This is a genomic window from Nonomuraea polychroma (genome assembly GCF_004011505.1).
GTDB lineage: Bacteria > Actinomycetota > Actinomycetes > Streptosporangiales > Streptosporangiaceae > Nonomuraea > Nonomuraea polychroma.
The window spans coordinates 7,255,979-7,273,751 of sequence record NZ_SAUN01000001.1; the positions used below are offsets into that span (position 1 = coordinate 7,255,979).

A 17,773-nucleotide genomic window follows, 5' to 3' on the forward strand; every position below is an offset into this window, starting at 1 on the left:
GGATGACGCTGCTGAACGTCGAGCGGGTGTCGAAGTCCTTCGCCGGCGTCACCGTCCTGCGCGAGGTCGGCTTCGACGTCCGCGCCGGAGAGGTGCTCGCCCTGGTGGGCGAGAACGGCGCCGGCAAGAGCACCGTGCTCTCACTGATCACCGGCCTGCTCACCCCGGACTCCGGCACCATCCGGTACGACGGCGAAGCCGTCCGCGCGTGGTCACCGCACCGCGCGCGGGCCGCCGGCATCGCCTCGGTGCACCAGGAGCTGAGCCTGAACCCGCATCAGAGCATCGCGGAGAACGTGTTCCTCGGGGCCTGGCCCAGCCGCCGCGGCCTGGTACGGCACCGCGACCTGGCGGCCCGCGCCCGTCCGCTGCTGGAGCGGGTCGGCCTGGACGTCGACCCGCGCACGCCTGCCGGGCGGCTGCCGCTCGGCGCGCAGCAGCTCGTGGAGCTGGCCAAGGCGCTCACCGCGGACCCGCGTCTGCTGATACTCGACGAGGCCACGTCGGCGCTCGACGACGACCAGGTGGGCGCGGTCTTCCGGGTGATCGACGACCTGCGCGAGCGCGGTCGCTCCGTCGTGATCGTCAGCCACCGCATGGGTGAGCTGCTCGCGGTCGCCGACCGGCTGACCGTGCTCAAGGACGGCGAGGTCATGGCCACCCGCGAGCGCGCGCAGACCGATCACGACGACCTCGTCCGGCTGATGGTGGGCCGCGAGCTCTCGGACATGTTCCCGCCCAAGGCGGACATTCCGCCGCCTGACGAGGGGCCGGTTCTGACCGCCTCAGGTCTGTTCACCGGAGCTCGGGGCGCGGACCTGGAGCTGACGCCGGGGCGAATCGTCGGCCTGGGCGGGCTGCAGGGCCAGGGCCAGCGGGAGGTGCTGCGCGCCCTGTTCGGCCTGCGTCCCCACAGCGGCCGGATCACGGTGGACGGGCGGCCCTGCCGCCTCGCCTCCCCTCGTGAGGCGATCCGCCGCGGCATCGGCTACGTGCCGGAGGACCGCAAGACCGAAGGGCTGCACGTGGTCCGGAGCGTTCGCGCCAACCTCGCGCTGACCAGCCTGCGCACCCTCGCCCCCGCCCGCACGCTGACCACCGTCTCCAGGCGGCGGGAGGACCGGCTCGTGAACGACCTGATCGCACGCATGCGGATCAAGACCACCTCACCCGCTCAGGAGGCCCGCCGCCTGTCCGGCGGCAACCAGCAGAAGGTCGCGCTGGCCAAGTGGTTGCCGAACCGGCCCCGCGTCCTCCTGCTCGCCGAGCCGACCCGCGGCATCGACGTCGGCACCAAGCGCGAGATCTACCACCTGCTGCGCGAACTGGCCGGCGACGGCCTGGCCGTGCTCGTCACCTCCGGCGACACCATGGAGCTGGTGGGCCTGTGCGACGAAGTCCTGGTCATGTACGAGGGCGCGGTCGTGGACCGGCTGACCGGCGCCGAGCTGACCGAGGAACGCCTGGTCCAGGCATCCGTGGCGGGCAGGAGCACGGCCGCGGAGGTGTCCGGTGCGTAATCGCCTCGACCTGCTGGGACTGTGCGCGCTGCTGGCCGTGGTGCTCATCGCCTACCAGCGGCTCGACCCGACCCTGCTCCACCCGTCGACGATCACCATCCTGTCCGCGCAGTTCCTGCCGCTGATCCTGGCCGCCGCCGGGCAGACCATCGTCATGCTGACCGGCGGCATCGACCTGTCGCTCGGCGCCGTGTTGTCGCTGGGCATGGCGGTGTTCGTCATCTATCCTCCCGATGCCCCCGGAGGCGTGGTGGCCGCCATGGCGCTCGCGCTCGCGGTCACCATGCTGGCGGGCGCGGCCAACGGGGTGCTGGTCGCGTACGCCGGCCTGCCGCCGATCATCGTCACGCTGGCGGCGTCGTTCCTGTGGGGCGGGGTCACGCTGATCGTGCTCCCCCAGCCGGGCGGGCACGTGCCTGAGGGGCTGGTGCGGGCCTACAACTTCGGCTGGTACGGCCTGGCACTGCCCGCCGTGGCCATCGGCGTGGCCTTGGGCCTGTGGAAACTGATCAAGACGACCCACTTCGGGCTGGCGCTCTACGCCGTCGGCGGCAACGAGCACGGCGCCTACGCCAACGGCATCGACACGCGCCGCGTCAAGATCTACGCGTACGGCTTCGCCGGCCTCTTCACCGGGCTGGCCGGGATCGGCCTGGCGATCCAGACCGGGTCGGGCGATCCGACGATCGGCGTGCCGTACACGCTGAACTCCATCGCGGTGGCCGTGCTCGGCGGGATCAGCTTCTTCGGCGGGGTGGGGCAGATGCGCGGCACGCTGCTCGGCGCGCTGCTGCTCGGGCTGCTGACCAACCTGCTGCTGTTCACCGGGATCTCGACCTTCTACCAGATGATCCTGCAGGGTGTCGTGCTGATCGTGGCGGTCGCGGTGAAGACGCTGGCGACCAGGAAGGCGGTGGCCTGATGACGCAGGCCGTCCAGGACTCGGACGTGCGGGCGGACAACGCGGGGCCGCGGCGCTCCTTCGACGGGCTGCGCGGCAACCGGGCCCTGTGGGCGTTCGGGGTGCTGGCGCTGACATGGGTCGCGGCGATCCTGTTCGCGCGTGGGTTCGACAGTCTCGCGAGCGTGCGTTACCTGGTGCAGACCGCCTCGTTCCTCGGCATCGTCGCCGTCGGGCAGACGCTCGTGGTGATGATGAGCGGCATCGACCTGTCGGTCTCCGCGGTGGTGGCGCTGTCGGCGGTCGTCTGCGCTCAGGTGGCCGCGGGGTCGGGCAGCACGGTGGCCGTCCTCGTCGCGCTGGCGGTCAGCGCGCTGGTCGGGGTGGTGAACGCCGCCGGCATCGTGTGGCTGCGCCTGCCGCCCATGGTCATGACGCTCGCGAGCGCCACGGTCATCTCCGGCGCGCTGCTCATCTACACCAACGGCTCACCCAAGTCGGCGAGCATCCCGCTGCTCGACGCACTCGCCAACGGCAGCGTGGCCGGGATCCCGCTGGCCACCGTCCTGTGGCTCGGCATCGCGGCCGTCGCCGTCTGGCTGCTGCACCTGTCGCGGCTCGGCGGTTACGCCTTCGCGCTCGGCACCAGCGAGCCGGCCTCGCGGGCGTCCGGCGTGCCCGTGCCGGTCACCACCCTCGTGATGTACGCGGCCTGCGCGTTGCTCGCCGGGGTCGCCGGGCTGGTGTTGCTCGGGTTCACCGGGACCAGCTCGCTCACCATGGGCAACCCGTACCAGCTGCTGTCGATCGCGGCCGTCGTCCTCGGCGGCACGTCGATCCTGGGCGGACGCGGGCACCTGCTCGGCACGGTCGCCGGCGCGTTGTTGCTGACCCTGCTGACCGCGCTGCTGGTGGCCTGGAACCTCGGCGAAGGGCTGCGCCAGGTGACGCTCGGGCTGCTCATCATCGTGCTGCTGCTCGTCTACGCCCGCGAACGGCGCACGTCATGAGCGGCTCCGAGGCGCTGCTGCGCGAGCTGGTACGCGTGCCCAGCGTCAACCCGCGCGACCGATCGGGGGCGGGCGAGGCCGCGCTGGCCATCGCCGTCCGCGACTGGCTGGCCGGGCACGGCGTCGCGGCCTCGATCCGCGAGGTGTTGCCCGGGCGGCCCAACGTCGTGGCCGTGGTGCCCGGGCGCGACCCGCGGGCTCTCCTGCTGGTGTCGCACCTGGACACGGTCGAGGTCGAGGGCATGACCGTGGACCCGTACGCGGGCGAGGTCCGCGACGGCCGGATGTACGGACGGGGCGCCTGCGACGCCAAGGGCTCCCTGGCGGCGTTCATGCTGGCCGCAGCCGAGCTGGCCGGCGGTCCTGAGCCGCCGTGCACCGTGGTGCTCGCCGGGGTGATCGACGAGGAGCACCGCTACCGGGGTGTGCTCGGGCTCCTGGAGGACCTGCCCGTGCCCGAGGTGGCCGCGGCGGTGGTCGGCGAGCCGACCGGGCTCGCGGCGGGCATCGCGCACAAGGGCGTGGTGCGCTACACGGTGCGTACGCTGGGCGAGGCCGGCCACGCCTCCCGCCCGGACGATGCGGTCAACGCCGTGACCTTGATGATCCGCGTCCTCGCCCATCTGGACGCCACCGCGCCCGGCGTGCCTCGCCATCCGCTGCTCGGACAGGCCACCCGGTGCGTCACCCGGATCCGCGGCGGCACCGGCCCGAACATCGTGCCCGGGCGGTGCGAGATCGACGTGGACCGGCGCACGTTGCCCGGCGAGGATCCGCTGGAGGTGTGGGAGCACGACCGGGAGGAGTTGACGCGCCTGTTGCCCGGGCGGATCGAGCTCGACCCGCCGTTCACCGTGGACCACGCACTCGGCACCCCGGCCGACAGCCCGGTCGTCACCGGCCTGTGCCGGGTGCTCGCCGCCCGCGGCCTGGACGCGAGCGTGCACGGCATGCCGTTCTGCACGGACGCCAGCAAGATCGCGCGGGCGGGCATCCCCGCGGTGGTCTTCGGGCCCGGCTCGATCCTCGACGCGCACTCGGTGGACGAGTCGATCGCCCTCGCCGACGTGCGCCTCGCCGCCGGCCTCGTCGTCGATCTGGTCCGGGCGGGCACGTGCGGCTGAACGATCACGTGGACCTCGTCGGCAGCGGCGCCGCGGGTTTCGATCTCACCGATTCCCTGGACTGCCACGTCTACCTCGTCCGAGGCGAGCGGGCGTGCGCGCTGATCGACGCCGGAGCGGGGCGGGACGTGGCGGCCATCATGGGCAACCTCGCCGGTGGCGTCCCCGCGTACCTGCTGCTCACCCATGCCCACGCCGACCACGCGGGCGGGGCGGCCGCGCTGGCGCGGCGGATACCGGGCCTGCGGGTGCTCGCCGGCCCGCCGGCGGACCGGTGGATCGCGACCGGCGACGAGCGGATGATCAGCCTCGACCGGGCTCGGGCGGGAGGCACGTACCCGGGGGACTACACGTTCGCGGCCTGTCCGGGCGTCGATCCCATCGCCGACGGCGCGCTGATCGACCTGGGCGGCGTGACGCTCCGCGCGGTGGCGACGCCCGGCCACGCCGACGGCCACACCTGTTACCTGCTGGAGGCGCCCGGGCACCGCGCCCTGTTCTCCGGCGACTGCGTCTTCACCGGCGGCCGGGTGTCGCTGCAGAACCTGCACGACTGCCGGATCCCCGCGTACGCCGCCAGCCTGGCCCGCCTGGCCGAGCTGGAGGTGGACGCGCTCTTCCCCGGGCATCGCGAGATCTCGCTGCGCCGGGCCCACCGGCACCTGACCACCGCCCGCGACGTCCTCGCTTGCGGGCTCCTACCGGAGAGCACCACGTGACGATCAAGCTGTCCATCCCCGCGGAGCGCATCGACTGGCGGACCAAGGGCCTGTGGTGGCCGGGGCCCGCGGTGTCGCTCGACGAGTTCGCTGCCCAGCGGCACCACCTCTTCGGCGGGGCCTTCACCTGGCCCGTCATGGTGGCCGGCCGCGCGGCCCTCCTGCACAACATCGACACCCTGGCCCGCTTCTGCGCCCGGCACGGCCTGGAGTTCGCCCCGCACGGCAAGACCACCATGGCGCCCTCGCTCTTCGCGGCCCAGCTCGCCGCGGGAGCGACGGCGATCACGGTGGCCACGGCGGGCCAGGCGCTGGCGTGCCGGGCGTTCGGCGTGCCGAGCGTGCTGCTCGCCAACGAGCTTCTCGACCCGGGTCCGCTGCGCTGGGCGGCCGAGCAGGTCCAGCAGGGCTTCGACTTCCTGTGCTGCGCCGACTCGGTGAGCGGCGTGCGCACCATGGCGGCCGCCGTCGCCTCCGTGCCGGGCCGGCGGCCGCTCCGGGTGCTCGCCGAGCTGGGTCATCCAGGCGGTCGGACGGGATGCCGTACGGTCGCGGAGCTGTGCGACGTGGCGCGGGCCGTCGCGGAGGCCCCCGGGCTGGAGCTGGCCGGGGTGGCGGCCTACGAGGGCGGCCTGCCCGACGCGGAGGCGGCCGGGCGTTACCTGGCGGGGGTGCGGGCGGCCGTGCACCGGCTGTCGGTGGAGCGCCTGCTGGGTGACGAGGTCGTCGTCACCGCGGGCGGCAGCAAGTATTTCGACGTGGTCGCCGATCGGCTGGCCGGTACGTGGTTGCCGGGGCACCGGCTGCGGGTGGTGCTCCGCAGCGGCGCCTACATCTCCCACGATGACGGGATTTATCAGGACTGGACGCCGTTCCGGCGCATACCCGAGGAAGGCTCGCTGGAGCCGGCGCTGCACGTGTGGGCCCAGGTGCTCTCGACGCCGGAGGACGGCCTCGCCATCGTGGGCATGGGCAAGCGCGAGGTGGCCTATGACGAGGGCCTGCCCATGCCGCAGCAGGTCCGCGCCCTCGACGGCACGCTGCGCCCGGCCGGCGGGCTCCGCGTGAGAGCGGTGAACGACCACCACGCGTACGTCGAGGTGACCGCGCCCGCCGCGGTGGCGCCGGGCGAGCTGATCCGCTTCGGGGTCTCCCATCCCTGCACGGCGTTCGACAAGTGGCAGGTGATCCCGGTGATCGACGAGGCCCACACCGTGGTGGATCTGATCCGCACGTACTTCTGAATCAGGACGAATCTGGACCGAGGTATGCGAGGACGGCGGCCACCCGGCGATGGACGTCGCCGCTGTTCTCCAGCCCGAGCTTGGTGAAGATGGCGTTGACGTTCTTCTCCACCGAGGAGATCGACAGGTGCAGGGCCCTGGCGATGGCCGAGTTGGAGCGGCCGTGCGCCATCTCGCGCAGCACGTCGCGCTCCCGCGCCGTCAGCGCCTCCCGCTGGCCGCGTACGTCCCGCCTGGCCAGCAGGCCCTCCACCACCTTGGGGTCGATGACCGAGCCGCCCGAGGCGACGGCCTTGATCGCGCCCAGTAACTCCTCCAGGTCCCCCACACGGTCCTTGAGCAGGTACGCGTATCCCTCCGTGCCGTGCTTGAACAGCTCGAACGCGTACAACGCGTCCGAGAACTGCGACAGCACCACGACTCCGGGATGCCGAGCTCCGGCGGCCCGGATGCGGTGGGCGGCGTCGATGCCCTCGAACCCCGGCCGCCAGTCCCCTCCCGGCATCCGGATGTCCGTGATCACGACGTCGGGGCCGAGTCTGCGGACGGCGTCCATGAGCTCGTCGGCGGTACCGACCGCGCCCTCGACCGTCACCTCGCCCGACATCTCGAGCAGCCGCCGGGTGCCTTCGCGTACGAGGTAGTGGTCGTCGGCCACCACCGTGCGGATCCGCTCACCCATCGACCGGCACCCATGCGTTCATCCGTGTTCCCCTTCCCGGCCGGCTGTCGAGTTCCAGGCTGCCGCCGAGGGCGTCCAGCCGGTCGGCCAGGGTCGCCAGCCCGCGCTGGAGTGCGGCGCCCGGGTCGAAGCCCTTCCCGTCGTCGGCGACCATGGCACGCAGGCGGCCGTCGGCCTGCGACAGGCGTACCTCTATGGTGGTGGCTTCCGCGTGCTTGAGCGCGTTGGCCACGGCCTCGCTCACCGTGAAGTACATCGCGCCCTCGATCTCGTCGGCGAAACGCCGGGAGCGCAGGCCCGGAGCCGACGTGACGGTCGTGTGCACGGGAAGCCCGGCGCAGCGCTCCTCGACGGCCTCCACCAGGCCGCCCTGGCTGAGGACCGGCGGGTGGATGCCGGCCGCCAGGGAGCGCAGGTCGGCGAGCGTCTGGCGGGCCTGCTCGCGCAGCTGGGCGAGCAGGTCGGGGCCGCCGCCCGTGGCGCGGGCCAGCTCGAGCCCGGCGATGAGCGCGACGAGCTGTTGTTGCACGCCGTCGTGGATGTTGCGTTCGATGCGCCTGCGCTCGGCCTCCTGGGCGTTGACCAGGCGGGTGACCAGGGCAGCGCTCTGGATGGCCAGCCCTGCGGGCACCGCCAGCGCGTCCAGGAACCTGCGGTCATCGCGGGTCAGCCGGCCCGCCTCCCTGGGACCGCACTCGATCCGCCCGAGTCCGCCGCGTACCGGCACCGTCAGCGCGGCGGGGCCGCTCTCGTGGCCCGAGACCACGCGGGTCCCGTCCGCGAGCGTCACGGCCGCCCACGTGACCTCCAGCCCGGTACGCACCGCCGCGGCCAGCCGGCCCACCTGCTCCACCGGCTCGGGCGTGTCGTCGAGCGCCGTGCCGAGGTCGGACAGCACCTCGTCCACCGTGGGGCGCATGTCGAACACCAGGTGCAGGCGCGATCCCCGGATGCCGAGCCGGAGGTCGAGCAGCCGGTGCCGCACGACGGCCACGCCGATGGCGGCCGGCAGCGCCCCGAGCACCACCACGACGCCGAGCAGCGCGGCCTCCCAGACGCCGCCGAAGATGGCGAGCCCGAGCAGCACGCCGCCCGCCAGGCTGGCGGCCATGCCCCCGACCATCCAGGCGTACTGCCCGCGCTCGTCCCGGCCGCTGCGCCGCCAGCGGACCACGAGCCCGCAGAACACGACCACCGCCATGATCCAGGTCACCAACTGCGCCACCCCGGCCACCAGCGCGGCGGCCAGCGACGGCGGCGCCGTCGACATGTCGTACGGGTCGGCGCCCATCAGCACCGCACCGGCGGCGTGCACGGCGATCGCGGCGCCGGAGATCCACGCGACGGGCCGCCACCGGCGCGTGGGCAGCCGTCCGTCGGGGAACAGCAGTGGGACGAAGATCCAGGTGAGGCCGTAGAACCCGGCGAACGCGGCGTTGAGCGAGGACACGAGGAGGTCCGGATACCCGCCGCGGGCCGACAACCCCACGCCCAGCGTGCCGAGACCGAGGCACAGCCCGTCGGCCAGGAGCAGCCAGCCGTAGCGGACCTCGGGACGCCTGGCGGCCAGCAGCCATCCGAGCGCGGGCAGGATCACGCCGATGACGATGTACGCCCACTGCGTCGCCGGGGCGGGCAGGCCGGTCTCCAACAGCGCCCCGGCCACGATGCCGCCGGCTGCCGTAAGCGCCAGCAGCCCGGCCACGAGCCTGGAACCCATAGGCCCCCATCGTCATCAGTGGTCAGGCGAACGTCTATGAGGTTAACCGCACAATTGTCGCGGTCATCCGCACCTGCGGGAACGGTGGCCCCCTTGGTGGCCTCGCCCTCCCGGCTGCGATTGCCTGGAAAGGACACTCCTTATGAACGGAGCACTCCATGAACACTCCGTCGAAGCCCGTCCGGATCCTGGCGGCGGCCGTGACGGCGGTCGCGATGACGGCCTGCGCGGGCCAGGCCGTACCTGCCCAGGCCACCATGGCGCCGGCGACCGCCACTGTCACCGCGCCCGAGATCCCTAGCACTCCGGCGGGGAACCAGTTGCGCTGGCTGCTCGACGCGGCAGCCCGCCCGCCGATCTCAGAGAGCGAGCTCGCGCAGCACTTCAGCGCCGGCTTCCTCAAGAGCATCCCGCCCGCCCAGATCAACCAGGTCCTGGCGAACTTCACCGGCATGCGGCTGGAGCGGCTCACCAAGTCGCAGGACAGGGCGCTGATCGCCCGCGTGGCGGCAGGCGGCACGTCGTACGAGGTCATCCTGTCGGTCGACGCCGCGGGCCTGATCGACGGCCTGCAGTTCCGCCCGCCCGCACCCACGAGTTGGGCCGAACTGGACGAGCGGCTGAGCAAGGTCGCACCGGAGACCGGCTTCCTGGCGGCCGAGCTGACCAAGCGGGGCGACTGCCGCCCCGCACACGCCGTCGCCCGCGACACGGCGCGCCCGCTCGGCTCCATGTTCAAGCTGTACGTGCTGGGCACGGTGGCCGAGCGCATCAAGAGCGGCGCGTTCGGCTGGAACACCCGGCTCACGATCACACCCGAGCTGAAGAGCCTGCCGAGCGGTGAACTCCAGAACCGGCCCGACTACAGCAAGGTGTCCGTGCTGGAGGCCGCCAAGCTGATGATCTCCATCAGTGACAACACCGCCACGGACCTGCTGATCCACAAAGTGGGCCGCAAGGCGGTCGAGCGCACGATGCGGGCGTGGGGCGCCCACGACAAGCGCAACGTGCCCCTGCTCACGACGAGGGAGCTGTTCGTGCTCAAGGGCGCCGACTACCCGCGTCACGCCAAGCGTTACCTGTCGCTGGGGACGGCGCAGCGGCGCGCGTACCTGGACAAGGTCGTCGCCAAGACACCGCTGTCCACCGTCCGGCCGTGGACCACCCCGCGAGAGCTGGACACGCTCGAGTGGTACGCCTCCCCCGCCGACCTCTGCCGGGCCTACGCGCAGCTGGTGAAGCTCGGCGACCAGCGCATCGGCGAAGTGATGTCGATCAACGACGCCGGGCTGGGCCTGGACCGGGGTGAGTGGCGGACGGTGTGGTACAAGGGCGGTTCGGAGCCGGGCGTGCTCGACCTGAGCTTCCTGGCCCGGACCTCCGGCGGCACGTCGTACGTCGTGACGGCCATGGCGACCAACCCTGACGCGCCGTTCGGCGAGCAGGTGGGACTGGACCTGCTCGCCCTGGTCCGGGGCGCGTTCGCGCTGGTCGAGGAATGATCAGGTGACCGGGAGCGCGGCGGCCGTCTGGCGCCAGACCCTGCCGTCCCTGACCACCAGGGTGCCGTAGGTGGTGACGCGGTTGCCGCCGATCGTCATCACCGCGTTGTAGAAGATCACGTCATCCGTCACCTGCAGCGAGACGATCTCGTCGACCTGGGGCTTCGCCGACAGATACGCCGTGAACAACTCCCTGATCTCGGCGGGCCCCCTGGCGACGCGGTCGAAGCGGACCACCGTGGCGTCGTCGTGGTATTGAGCCAGAAGAGCCTCGAGGTCCTGGCCGGCGATGGCGGCAAGCTGGCGGTCGAACAGGTCCCTGGTGGTCATGCGGCGCCTTCCGGTCGTGGGCGGAGCAGGTCGTGGGCCACCTGCGCGGCCGCGTACACAAGAATGAGGGGGAGCGCCGCCGCGGTGGGCAGCGCGGACGTGGCGAGGGCGAGCACGGCCGCGGCCAGGCGGATGGCGGCGGCGCGGCGGTCGAGCGAGCACAGGTGCTGCACCCCGAGGGTCGCGAACACCAGCGCGGCAGGCAGCCCGATGGCCCAGCTCGTGCTGGACGGGTGGGCTATGGCGTGCTCGATGCCGATCCCGAACGCCACCAGGCCGAGCGACAGCGGCAGGTGCGAGTAGACCCACACCTGACCGGCCAGCCGGGTGCGCAGGACGACGGATTCGTCGAGGTGGCCGAAGTAGAGCCACCAGAAGCCCATCGCGATGGCCACGCCGGCCAGCGCGATCAGCAACGTGCCCGGCGTGACGTCGTGGCCCTTGAGCCCGATCACGACCGCGGCGACGACCTCACCGAGCACGATCACGACGAAGAGGCCGAAACGCTCGGGCAGGTGCTCGGTTTGCGGAGGCAGTTTGCCCTGATAGCGGCGGGCCAGCAGGGGCGTGGCCAGGTCGATGACGATGGCGACGGCCCAGAACCAGTAACGCGTGGGCGGCTCGACGGCGAGCGAGGCCAGCCAGATGACCACGGCCACGGCGAAGCCGGACACGTAGCGCACGGTCAGCGGCCGGGCCTCGGGCACGTGGCGGCCGGCGCGGGCGTAGGCCACGATGAGCAGCACCCTGGCCACCGCGTACGCGATCGCGAAGAGCCCGGAACGCTGCTCGATGTCGCCCACGCTGGCGGCCATGGTGGCGACGGCCAGGATCTGGGGCAGCGCGAGCAGCCGGTGACTGACGTCGTCGGTGTCGAACCTGTTGGCGTAGAAGACGTATCCCGCCCACGCCCACCAGACAGGGACGAACAGCCCTACGAACGCGCCGACGTTGTCGCCTTCGGCGAGAACCGCGGCCAGCTCCGCCACCGCCACGACGAAGACGAGGTCGTAGAGTAACTCGAGCCAGGTGGCCCGGCGGTGGGCGTCCTCGAAGAGCCTTAATCGGGGTGGCTGCCATTGGCGGCTGCTGGTCACTCTTACCTCCGCTATGTAATTGTGTAATTATGCCCTCTCTGCGAGGCTCAGCGTAGCGTGAGGCAGGCGACGCGGTCGCCTGCCTGGCCGACCTGCGGGCCGCTGGTGATGGTGGGCTTGGCGTGGATCACGAGCGAGCGGGGCAGGCGGTCGGGGTCGAACGACCAGGGGTTGCGGGAGGACGCGCGGCCCGCGCCCTCGCCGTCGGTGGTGAAGCCCAGCCAGACCTCGCTGACCGGGTCGATCTTGCCCTGCTGGTGCTGGTAGTGCGGCCCCGATTCGTCGGGTTTCTTGCCGCACGCGTTGGCGTGCAGGTGAGCGCCGTAGGCGCGGTTGGGCAGGAAACCCTCGACGACGAGTGACGTGCGGGTCTGCCCGCCGGAGGACTCGGCGGTGACGCTGGCCCGGGCGCCCTTCGGGGCCAGCTTGCGGTCGTAGACGATGGCGTCGGCGTTGTTGCGTGTGAAGTCGCCGGATGCGGACAGCGTGACCCGGCTGTGCGGGGACGCGCCGTGCACGGACGCGTTCTGCAGCGGGGCCGATGGGCCCGCACAGGCCACGGCGCCGGCTGCGGCGAGCGGGATGAGCAGGTAGGCGGGCATACGCATGAGAACTCCCCATAGTCAGAGCCCCACGGCTGACGGAGCTCCGAGACGCCACCCACTCTAACGAGTGATCGACCAACTACGGTGAGTATTCGACGCGGAGTCTTTCAAGCGCCGTGTTTCGCCGCGATGTCATCGATCACGGCGGCCAGGGTGAAGTCGAGGTCGGTGAGTCCGCCCTGGTCGTGCGTGGTGAGCGCCAGATGGAGGGTGCGCCACCGGATGTCGATGTCGGGATGGTGGTTGAGCTCCTCGGCCTTGACCGCGATCTCGTCGACGATGCGGATGGCGGTGGGGAAGTCGGGCGCGGTGACCGTGCGCCGGATCTCGTCGCCCTCGCGCCGCCACTCCGGCAGGGTTTTGAGCTTGCTCTCGACGTCCATGACAGCACCTTATTTCAGCGCGCCCGTGCCGAGCCCGGACTGGATCTGACGCTGGAAGATGATGTAGACGATCATTACCGGCAGGATCGTCATGCTCAGGGCGGCGAACAGGGCCGGCCAGTCGGCCTCGTACCCGGCCAAGGTGGAGATCGCGGCGATGCCCTGCGTGAGCACCCATTTGTCCGGGTCGCCGGCGAGGAGGACGAGGGGCAGCAGATACTGGTTCCACTGGCCGAGCACGTTGAAGATGGTGATGCTGATCAGGCCGGGCTTGGCCATGGGAACCATGATCTGGAAGAACGTGCGGGTGTGCGAGGCGCCGTCGATAAGGGCCGCTTCGGCGACAGCATCCGGCAACGTCCGGAAAAATGCCGCCAAAAAGAACACCGTGAACGGCAGGGAATACGCGATGTACACCAGGACCAGCCCGATGTGCGAATTCAGCAGGCCGAACTGCTTGACGACGAAGAAGAGCGGCCCCAGCGCCAGGAAGACCGGGAACGCGAGACCCGCCACGAAGTAGTAATAAATCAGCTTGTTGCCGATGAACCGGTAGCGCGCCAGCACGTACGCCGCCATCGACCCGAACAGCATCGTCCCGGCCGTCCCGAAGAACACGACGACAACCGTGTTGAGCATGTACTGCCCGATATGCGCCTTGTCCCAGGCCCGGCCCCACGAATCGAGCCGCAACGCGCCGGGCAACTGCAGCGGGTCGCCGAAGATCTCGGTGTTGGTCTTGAACGACGCCAGGAACGTCCACGCCAGCGGCGCGATGATCAGCAACGCCCAGACCGCCAGCGCCACGTGCGACAGCGCGTTGAGCACGCCGAGCCGCGGCCCGCCCATCCCCCTCGCGGTCACTACAGCTCAACCCTCTCGCGCCTGGTCGTACGCAACGTCAGCACGGCGAACGTCACGGTCAGGAAGAACAGCGCCACGCCCATCGCGCTGGCGTACCCGACCTTGTTGAAGGCGAAGGCCGTTTTGTAGATGGTGATCGGCAGGATGGTCGTGGCCCCGTCGGGCTCGCCCTTGTCCCCCGCCAGCACCAGGATCAGCGCGAACCCGTCGAAGGCGGCGATGCCGAGGTAGATCCAGCCGACCTGGACCGTGTCGCGCAGCAGCGGCAGCGTGATCGAGAAGAACAGCCGCACGCGTCCGGCGCCGTCGAGCGCAGCGGCCTCGAAGTAGTCCCGGGAAATGGCGGCCATTCCCGCGGAGAAGAGCACGACGTAGAACCCGACGGCCTGCCAGACCATCACCGCGATGATCGACCAGAGGGCCAGCCCGGGCTCGGTGAGCCAGCCGACCGGATCGACGCCGACCCTGGCGAGCACGCCATTGAGCACGCCGTCCGCGTCCGGCCGGTAGACGGCCTGGAACAACACCCCGACCACGGCCACGGCGAGCACCTGGGGAAAGAAGTACACCACCCGGTAGAACTTCGACCCCCAGACGCCTTTCATGCCCGCGCCCCGGGTGCCGCCGCCCAGGTTGAGCAGGAACGACAGGAAGAGCGCGATGACGATGGTGACGATCGGCAAGACGAGCAGCAGGATTCCGTGATTGCGCAGGGCCCGCCAGAACACCTCGTCCTCGAACAACCGGCCGAAGTTGCCCAAGCCCACATAACGGACGACCGACGAGATTCCGTTCCAGCTCGTCAGCGAGAGCTGGAACGCCTGGATGTAGGGGCTGATGACGAAGACCGAATAGAGGGCGACGGGGACGACGAGGAATCCGGCGACGAACCCGTACCTGCGCAACCGCTCCATCGGGCTATTGGCTCCGCGTCTGCTTGGCGACGGCGTCGTCCTGCTTGATGGCGTCGGCCTTCTTCTGCATGTTGGCGCAGAACTTCTCCGGCGTGATCCGCCCGGCCATGACCACGTTGATCTGCTCGGTGCCGTAGTCGAAAAGCTCCTTGTACCAGCCTTCGAACCGGGCGTCGGTGATGATGTTCTCGCCGGCCGCGTCCTGGGCCTTGGCCGCGCTCTTCAGACCGGCGGGCAGGTCCACGCCCTCGGCGGCGCCGTTGACCACCGTGAGGTTCTTGGTCTTCTCGGTGAAGCCCTTCGCGCCTTCCTTGGAGAGCATGACGCGCAGGTATTCGAGCCCTCCCTGCGGGTTCTTGCCCTTGGCGGCGACGACGAAGTTCTCGCCGACGCCGACTTGGATGGCGCCGTACGGCATCTTGTCGGCGGCGGTGACGTCGGGAATGGGGGCGATGGCGTACTGGAAGTCCAGCGGGATCTCCTTGGTCATCTCGTTCTCGATCCACGACCCGACCGGATAGAACAGCACCTTGTTCTGCAGGTGCTTGATCTGGGTCTGCGTGTGGTCGAGCCCGAAGTATGCCTTGTCGCCATATTTCGCCTGGATGTCGGCCCACGCCGTGACCGCCTGCTTCATGGGCTCGGCGTTCCAGGCGTTGTCCACCAGGTTGTCGATGTCGATGATGACCTGGTTGCCGCCGATCTTGGCAGCGGTGTAAAGCACGTTCCAGAGCTGGTAGTACGGGCCCTTCTGACCCGGGTACGCGAAGAGCAGGATGCCGTCCTTCTTCGCGGTCTCCCCCAGCGCCGTGAACTCGGCCCACGTCTTCGGAACCGCCCATCCCCTGGACTCGAACAGCTTGGCGTTGTACCAGAGCGCACGATGGGACACGGTGTAGTTCAGCACCAGGTCCTTGCCGTCGATCTTGGCGTTGTCGAGCACGGCGGGCGTGATGGTGTCGCGCACCTTCTTGCCCGGCTCGTCCACCGACGGCGCGTCGAACAGCGGGGCCAGGTCCGCCAGATGACCCTCTGCGGCCAGCGCGGCCAGGTCCAGCGCCTCGGGGCCGGAGTTGTTGAGCACGTCAGGCACGTCGCCGCCGACGAAGCGGGGGCGGAGCTGGGTGCCGATCTGCTGCGTGGCGGTGTGCTTGATCGACACCCCGGGGAACGCCTTCTTGTAGAGCTCCTCGTGCAGGTCCTTGGCGTACGCGTCACCGTACCCGCCGCTGAAGATGACCACTTCGAGCGGTTTCTTGGCGTCGACCCCGAACGGGTTCTTCGGGTCGGCGGAGGCGGCGATCGAGGTCGCCGGGGCGGCCGTGGGATCGCCGCCTCCGCCGGCGGTGGCGCAGGCGCTCAGCAGGCCCGCGCCGGGGCCGGCCACGAACGCGGTCATGCCGATACGGCGAAGCAGTTGGCGTCGTGTGATCTCACCCGGGTGGGTCATGGAGGCTCCCGAATTAGGAAAGTTTCCTAACGTTTGCCCGAAGGTACGAACGGCCGCCGACCTGCGTCAAGGGCCGCAATCGACCCGTGACCTGGCCGTGACCGCGTGCACCGCACCCGTGACCTGAGAGCAGACGACAGCATCGTCCACCTGCGCGAAGAGAGCAAGAGCAGCCCGGACATCCACCCATGGGGCCCGCCGCCGGTGAGCGTCAATCCTCCCACCAGGCGCGCGGTTCCGGCGCCGCGGACTTGGGCAGCGAGTCGAGCGGCACGTCCGGGCCGACCTCGACGGTCACCTCGGCGGCGTCGGACGCCGTCTTGAAGACCGCCCCGACGAGCCAGTCGTCCTTGATGTGCTCGCCATCGACCTTGTAGCCCGAGCCGGTGCCGTCGGGGTGCGACCACATCACTACATACGTGACCTTCAGTCCGCGCTTCTCCATGTCGGCCCTGACCTCGGCGACCGGCTTGCCTCGCGGGTTGTGGTCGTCGCCGTTGACCGGATGGATCTGGACGCGCTGGGCATAGGGCTCGCCGGGCGCGGCCGGCCGGCCGATGCCGAAGATGATCCTGCCCTTGTAGTCGATCGGCATGGAGATCTTGCCGCAGTAGGCGGACGCGCAGTTCTCCCGGCGCCAGGAGCGCGTCATGCCCATCCCCTCCGGGAAGTCGCCCGGCGTGACGGGTCCCACCAACGTGCCCACCTCCTCCGGGGCCACCGGGGCGCTCTTCACCTCGGCATCCAGCCCGACGGCGCGGAAGGCCTCGGTGAAGGCCGCGACGTCGGCCTCGGGGTCCGTGATCGTGACGTGGAGGTAGCCGTCGCGGGTCTCGACAGAGACCGCCGCGTTGGCGTACTCGGTGACGGGGTCGCCGAAGGGCAGCCCGACGACGAGCGCGGCGGCCAGCCCGGTCACCAGCACTCCCAGCGCCAGGCCGCGTCGCAGGCGCGACCCGAGGGCCGGCGTGGGCTTCCCGGACACGGGAGCTCGCTCATCCGACATGATCGACTGCATCAGTGCCCGCGCCCCCGCGCCGGACGCCTGTCCCACCGGCTCCTTGAGCAGGTCCTCGTCGCGCACGCGGGCGAGATCGGCGATGTTCACAGGACACTCCCTTCGACTGCGACGGCACGTGGGGCATCGATTCCGGCCTCGGCCAGGGCACGGGCGAAGCGCCTGCGGGCGCGATAGAGCCTCACCCTGGCGGCGTTGCGCGAGATGCCGAGCGTCTTGGCGATCTGGCCGGGGTCGAGGCGCTCCCAGGCGACCAGGGACAGCAGCTCCCTGTCGTCGTCGGACAGCGCGCGGAAGACCCGGCCGAGCTGCGACAGGTCAGCGGCGGGCGGGCCCTGCGCGACCAGCGGCGTGGCGGCCAGCTGGGCACGCAGGGCGGCGGTGCGCTGCTCGTGGCGGCGCTCGCCGCGCCGGTGGTTGGCCAGCACCTTCCTGGCCACGCCGAACAACCACAACTTCGCCTCGTCGCCCGCGGGGACTTCGGCTATCCGGCGCCAGGCGATCATGAAGGTCTCGGCCACCACGTCGGCCGCGTCATCGGGGTCCGCGCAACGGCGTAACGCGTACCCCAGCAGCGGTCCGTACGAGGATCCGTAGATCTCCTCGAACCGGCTCGCGGGATCGGCTCCCATCCGGTCTCCTCACTTGGGGTCATTGACATCAACCCCATGTCCGGAATCCCGGACGCAT

General features: G+C 70.7%; 18 protein-coding genes. 7 read left to right on the top strand and 11 right to left on the bottom strand.

Translation table 11 applies throughout. The features are described from left to right. Nucleotides 1–2: 2 nt before the first annotated feature. From EDD27_RS33025 to EDD27_RS33050, 6 genes are read left to right on the top strand one after another with little or no spacing between them, the layout of a single operon-like run. Nucleotides 3–1,520, top strand: coding sequence for a sugar ABC transporter ATP-binding protein (locus tag EDD27_RS33025; RefSeq protein ID WP_164903897.1), 1,518 nt, complete (start codon nt 3–5; stop codon nt 1,518–1,520). Further along, nucleotides 1,513–2,442, top strand: coding sequence for an ABC transporter permease (locus EDD27_RS33030; protein ID WP_127935869.1), 930 nt, complete (start codon nt 1,513–1,515; stop codon nt 2,440–2,442). The genes EDD27_RS33025 and EDD27_RS33030 overlap by 8 nt, the downstream gene beginning before the upstream one ends. Next, nucleotides 2,442–3,431 (top strand): ABC transporter permease, encoded by a 990-nt coding sequence (locus EDD27_RS33035; RefSeq protein WP_127935870.1) that lies wholly within the window; start codon nt 2,442–2,444, stop codon nt 3,429–3,431. Before EDD27_RS33030 ends, EDD27_RS33035 begins: the two co-directional genes overlap by 1 nt. Beyond that, a complete protein-coding gene (locus EDD27_RS33040; protein ID WP_127935871.1) occupies nt 3,428–4,555 on the top strand; it encodes a M20/M25/M40 family metallo-hydrolase in 1,128 nt (375 codons plus the stop codon). Before EDD27_RS33035 ends, EDD27_RS33040 begins: the two co-directional genes overlap by 4 nt. Then, nucleotides 4,546–5,274: an MBL fold metallo-hydrolase gene (locus EDD27_RS33045; protein WP_127935872.1), complete on the top strand. Its 729-nt coding sequence runs from the start codon at nt 4,546–4,548 to the stop codon at nt 5,272–5,274. The genes EDD27_RS33040 and EDD27_RS33045 overlap by 10 nt, the downstream gene beginning before the upstream one ends. Continuing rightward, the gene (locus EDD27_RS33050) at nt 5,271–6,518 is read left to right on the top strand and encodes an alanine racemase (protein WP_127935873.1); all 1,248 of its coding nucleotides are present in this window, start codon (nt 5,271–5,273) and stop codon (nt 6,516–6,518) included. The genes EDD27_RS33045 and EDD27_RS33050 overlap by 4 nt, the downstream gene beginning before the upstream one ends. Before the next feature lies 1 nt (nt 6,519). Here EDD27_RS33050 and EDD27_RS33055 read toward each other — a convergent pair whose 3' ends face one another. Both EDD27_RS33055 and EDD27_RS33060 read right to left on the bottom strand, forming a co-directional pair. Next, on the bottom strand, nt 6,520–7,200 hold the full coding sequence (locus EDD27_RS33055) for a response regulator transcription factor (RefSeq protein ID WP_127935874.1): 681 nt from the start codon (nt 7,198–7,200) through the stop codon (nt 6,520–6,522). Beyond that, nucleotides 7,193–8,920, bottom strand: a complete 1,728-nt coding sequence (locus EDD27_RS33060) for a sensor histidine kinase (RefSeq protein ID WP_127935875.1) — start codon at nt 8,918–8,920, stop codon at nt 7,193–7,195. Before EDD27_RS33060 ends, EDD27_RS33055 begins: the two co-directional genes overlap by 8 nt. A gap of 158 nt (nt 8,921–9,078) precedes the next feature. Between EDD27_RS33060 and EDD27_RS33065 the strand changes: the two genes are divergently transcribed. Beyond that, nucleotides 9,079–10,422 carry a serine hydrolase gene (locus EDD27_RS33065; protein WP_127935876.1) on the top strand — a complete coding sequence of 448 codons (1,344 nt, stop codon included), beginning with the start codon at nt 9,079–9,081 and terminating at the stop codon, nt 10,420–10,422. Here the strand turns inward: EDD27_RS33065 and EDD27_RS33070 are convergent, their stop codons facing one another. The 9 genes from EDD27_RS33070 to EDD27_RS33110 form a co-directional block, all read right to left on the bottom strand. Beyond that, nucleotides 10,423–10,752 carry a nuclear transport factor 2 family protein gene (locus EDD27_RS33070; protein ID WP_127935877.1) on the bottom strand — a complete coding sequence of 110 codons (330 nt, stop codon included), beginning with the start codon at nt 10,750–10,752 and terminating at the stop codon, nt 10,423–10,425. It abuts the gene before it with no gap. Beyond that, nucleotides 10,749–11,849 carry a low temperature requirement protein A gene (locus tag EDD27_RS33075; RefSeq protein ID WP_164903898.1) on the bottom strand — a complete coding sequence of 367 codons (1,101 nt, stop codon included), beginning with the start codon at nt 11,847–11,849 and terminating at the stop codon, nt 10,749–10,751. Before EDD27_RS33075 ends, EDD27_RS33070 begins: the two co-directional genes overlap by 4 nt. Nucleotides 11,850–11,896: 47 nt before the next feature. After that, nucleotides 11,897–12,457, bottom strand: coding sequence for a superoxide dismutase family protein (locus EDD27_RS33080; RefSeq protein WP_127935879.1), 561 nt, complete (start codon nt 12,455–12,457; stop codon nt 11,897–11,899). Between the two features lie 104 nt (nt 12,458–12,561). After that, entirely contained in the window at nt 12,562–12,837 is a 276-nt protein-coding gene (locus EDD27_RS33085) for a 4a-hydroxytetrahydrobiopterin dehydratase (RefSeq protein ID WP_127935880.1), read from the bottom strand. Between the two features lie 9 nt (nt 12,838–12,846). Continuing rightward, on the bottom strand, nt 12,847–13,701 hold the full coding sequence (locus tag EDD27_RS33090; protein WP_241564384.1) for a carbohydrate ABC transporter permease: 855 nt from the start codon (nt 13,699–13,701) through the stop codon (nt 12,847–12,849). Beyond that, nucleotides 13,701–14,615, bottom strand: coding sequence for a carbohydrate ABC transporter permease (locus tag EDD27_RS33095; RefSeq protein ID WP_127935881.1), 915 nt, complete (start codon nt 14,613–14,615; stop codon nt 13,701–13,703). Before EDD27_RS33095 ends, EDD27_RS33090 begins: the two co-directional genes overlap by 1 nt. A 4-nt stretch (nt 14,616–14,619) precedes the next feature. Beyond that, nucleotides 14,620–16,065, bottom strand: a complete 1,446-nt coding sequence (ngcE, locus tag EDD27_RS33100) for an N-acetylglucosamine/diacetylchitobiose ABC transporter substrate-binding protein (protein WP_127935882.1) — start codon at nt 16,063–16,065, stop codon at nt 14,620–14,622. Nucleotides 16,066–16,276: 211 nt separating this feature from the next. Beyond that, a complete protein-coding gene (locus EDD27_RS33105; protein WP_127935883.1) occupies nt 16,277–17,173 on the bottom strand; it encodes a hypothetical protein in 897 nt (298 codons plus the stop codon). Next, on the bottom strand, nt 17,170–17,715 hold the full coding sequence (locus EDD27_RS33110; RefSeq protein WP_127935884.1) for an RNA polymerase sigma factor: 546 nt from the start codon (nt 17,713–17,715) through the stop codon (nt 17,170–17,172). Before EDD27_RS33110 ends, EDD27_RS33105 begins: the two co-directional genes overlap by 4 nt. Nucleotides 17,716–17,773 lie beyond the last annotated feature (58 nt).